Origin of the sequence: Marinifilum fragile JCM 15579, from assembly GCF_001310955.1 — a bacterium.
Lineage (GTDB): Bacteria > Bacteroidota > Bacteroidia > Bacteroidales > Marinifilaceae > Marinifilum > Marinifilum fragile.
The window spans coordinates 1-3,819 of the sequence record NZ_BAZX01000060.1; the positions used below are offsets into that span (position 1 = coordinate 1).

Sequence of the window (3,819 nt, forward strand, 5' to 3'; positions counted from 1 at the left end):
CAAAAACCTGACATTATCAAGAATCTGGTTTTCTTCACAATATTCTTTCAAATTTTCTTCGACCCCTGCACCTATGAAACACATTTTAAAATTTGGATATTTCTCTTTCAAAGCTGGTAACGAACGAACCATATCCCAATGGTTTTTGGCTTTTAAAAAGCGACCAACATGAACAATTACGGGGTAATGTGAACCAATACCTTGCTTGTTCCCAATCGGATTAAAATAATTCAAATCGACACCATTGTTAATTTTTATCGGATTCAAAATCTTTAGTTTTTGCAGAATCATTTTCCGAACTTCTTCACTCACACAAACCAACTTAAATTTTAAAAGCTTATAAGTCCATTTCTCCACATTCCTATCAATTCTTGAAAACCAATAAGACGATTTATAATGCCCACCAGAAGTATGAATCGTTGCAATTCTGTTTTTAATACCTAAACCAATAATTGTCAGCAGCATATATGTTCCAACTCCCCATAAATGAGAGTGAATGATATAGGGATTGATGCTCTTTACTATTTTTCTAAACTTAAGAAATACCTTTGGTGAAAAAATCCAATATCTTGATTTTGATTGTACTCCTAAGGATATAACTTTAACATTCTCTTGATTCTGCAACTGCGTAAGCAAAGGAGCCTCATCAAAAATTGTGATGATATAAGCTTCAAATTTCTCTTTATTTATGTTGGAACTAATATTTAGACAAACATTCTCAGCTCCAGCTACACTTAGAGAATAAATTACGCTAACTACCTTTTTCATATTCAAAATATCTGAATGTTTAAATATTGAAATGCATGCTTAAAATCATTCAACCTGTACTTAATTTTGGTATAGTAATCAAATCTAATTTTTTATTACTTAAGTAAAGTTTTGAAAGTATTACCATTGATATTTGAACTAATTGAGCGATAAAAACAATCTCAAATCCAATACTACTGCTAAACAGGTATATCAAGGATAAATAAAGTAATGACAAGACTATAATTATGTAGAGAACCTGCCTGTGGTATCCCAGAAAATTGGTTACTGGATGAATTCCCATAAATACAATACCTACAAATAAGTTAAAGATGGCAAAATCGAGATAGTAGATATATTGCAGATATTCTTTGCTAAAAACCAATTCTACGATTAGTTCATCTAATAACAAGAACACACCAAACCCGATTCCTAACAAAATGCTTAGAAAAAGAAATGACTTTAATAGGTTAGATCGAAGTTCCTTGAGCTTATTTTCAGCAATAAATTCGCTAACTATTGGTGATATGGTTATAGACAATGGACCGGAAAGCCTATTTATTAAACCAACAATCACTTTTATCATTTTAAAACATCCTGCATAACTAACACCAAAAAAGCCAGATACTATTAAGACATCTGCTTGGAAAATAATGGTGTCAAATGATGAAATAAAATTGGTATATAACGAGAAATCAAAAATATCTTTGTATTTCTCTTTAATCAGACTGATTTTCTTGTTTAAAAAGCGATGCAGAGAATCCTCTTTTAATACATTATAAAAACTGATATTTAATACGATATCATAAGTTACTTCTGCTAAAACGAAAGCAACAATTATATAGACAAATTCAAGATTCATCCAAAGAACTAGCATGACCAAAGATAACTTTACAAATCCTGCAATAACTTGTGATTTAAAGAATAAGTGATATTTATCGAGAACCCTCAAGTATCCTGTAGCAGTTCCATTTAGTTTCGTTAAAATACTAAGCAAATGAATTTGTGCACAATGCTTATAAATCTCCGGTAAATTTATGGTTTGGTAGACTAATTCCAGAAGTCCAATCCCAAAAACAAAAGCGATAATGGCTGTTATAAAATCGAGACGAAAAGAATACTTTAGCAAGGATTGTACCAACTCAGAATTGTTCTTGATCCGAGGGTAATATTTAATAATCGTTTGCCAAGTTTGAAAATTTAGTAAAGTTCCAACCGTTAATGTGTAAGATTGAATAATTCCAATAACGCCAAACTCTTCTATACTGATTTTTTTGGCAATTACAACCAATACAATAAAACCAAGAAAGGAAGCTATCGCATTTGATGAAAATAGAATTCCACTTCCCGCTAAAATCTTCCTGTATATTTTAAATTTTTCCCCGTTCAAAAAATAGGATTTATATGGTTAGCATTAGTTTGGTTTCAAAGTCTGCCATCAACCAAATCACGCGGATAAATTGCTTTAACATCATAAATCACAGCATCATGTCCATTCTTTAGTTTCTTTATATTTACATTTTTAATTTCATCGTGAGCTACTGCTGCAACCACAGCATCATATTTGTTGCCATTTAAATAAGGTATGATTTTCAAATTGTATTTTTCCCTTACTTCCAATGGGTCTGCCCAAGGATCGTAAACATCAACCTTGCAACCAAAATCCTCCAATTCTTTTATCAATCCAATTACTTTGGAATTTCTGATATCAGGACAGTTTTCTTTAAAGGTTATACCCATTACCAAAACATCTGAACCTGGAATCCTAAATCCTTTTTTCACCATCTCTTTAATCACATTAAAAGCTATAAAAGATCCCATTTCATCATTCAGCCTTCTGCCTGCCAACAATATTTGAGGATTATACCCAACCTCTAATGATTTATGTGCCAAATAATAAGGATCAACCCCAATGCAATGACCACCTACCAAGCCTGGTTTAAAAGGTAAAAAGTTCCATTTTGTAGAAGCAGCTTCCAAAACCTCATTTGTATCAATGCCCAACTTGTTAAAAATAACTGCTAACTCGTTTACAAATGCTATGTTGATATCACGTTGTGCATTTTCAATTACTTTGGCTGCTTCGGCAACCTTAATTGATGATGCTTTATAAGTTCCGGCTGTTATAATTGATTTATACAATTGATCGATGAAATCCGTGATTTTAGGTGTTGAACCGGAAATTATTTTACAAATTGTAGTAAGGGTATGAACCTTATCTCCAGGATTGATTCTTTCTGGTGAATAACCGCAAAAAAAATCTTTGTTATAGATTAATCTGCTATATTTCTCTAATACCGGAACACAATCCTCCTCAGTAGCTCCAGGGTATACGGTTGATTCATAAATTACTACATCGTTCTTTTTAAGCACCTTACCGATATACTTTGAGGCTTCATACAAAGGACTTAAATCAGGATGTTTGTTTTTATTTAAAGGAGTTGGCACTGCAACAATATATACATTGTGTCCTTTTAATTGATCAGGATCACTAGTAAATTGTAAATAAACTGATGATTTTAAGTTCTCATTAACCAGATCTTTTCTCCAATCTCTTCCCGATTTCAACTCGTTTACCCTTTTCTTATTAATATCGAAACCAAGTGTTGGAAATTTCTTTCCAAATTCAACAGCTAAGGGCAAACCAACATACCCAAGTCCTATAATAGCAATTTTAACATTCTTCATTTCCCAAATATTTAGAGTTAAAGGCAGAATTAATTAATAAGGTCTAGGATATCTTGCGTTTAATTTCTTCCGCATTAAATTGCTTAACCCAACCATTTTTACGTTTAATACTTGTCAAATCGCGCAACTGATAAATTCGTTCAATAATATCAACAACCTTTAGGCCTTCGAGTGCATTAGTTGCAATCACTGCTTTATTTTGAAGCTTGTTAACAACATTTGCGATTACATAATGGTGGTTTTGAGCAGATCCTTTGTAAGCTCCATAATCAATTGGTGGATTAGATGGTTTTAATTCTGGCATTTCATAACTTTCAATATCACAATAAACTACTTCATTCATATATTGACCTGCCACCTTTACAGTTCCTTTATCGCCGATTA

General features: G+C 32.2%; 3 protein-coding genes and 1 pseudogene. All 4 read right to left on the bottom strand.

The genetic code is table 11. From position 1 onward, the window contains the following. A partial coding sequence (locus JCM15579_RS19805; protein ID WP_157471577.1) for a glycosyltransferase occupies positions 1 to 768 on the bottom strand: 768 nt, incomplete at its 3' end. Positions 769 to 817: 49 nt separating this feature from the next. Further along, positions 818 to 2,137: a lipopolysaccharide biosynthesis protein gene (locus tag JCM15579_RS19810; RefSeq protein ID WP_054723029.1), complete on the bottom strand. Its 1,320-nt coding sequence runs from the start codon at positions 2,135 to 2,137 to the stop codon at positions 818 to 820. A 35-nt stretch (positions 2,138 to 2,172) separates the two neighbouring features. Continuing rightward, entirely contained in the window at positions 2,173 to 3,435 is a 1,263-nt protein-coding gene (locus tag JCM15579_RS19815; protein ID WP_083464788.1) for a nucleotide sugar dehydrogenase, read from the bottom strand. 43 nt (positions 3,436 to 3,478) lie between these two features. Next, positions 3,479 to 3,819 (bottom strand): annotated as a pseudogene (locus JCM15579_RS20470) (hypothetical protein); the annotation flags it as partial.

Bases quoted from the DNA above. Each gene is read 5' to 3' on its own strand.
- JCM15579_RS19815 (WP_083464788.1), bottom strand. From the start codon at position 3,435: ATGAAGAATGTTAAAATTGCTATTATAGGACTTGGGTATGTTGGTTTG.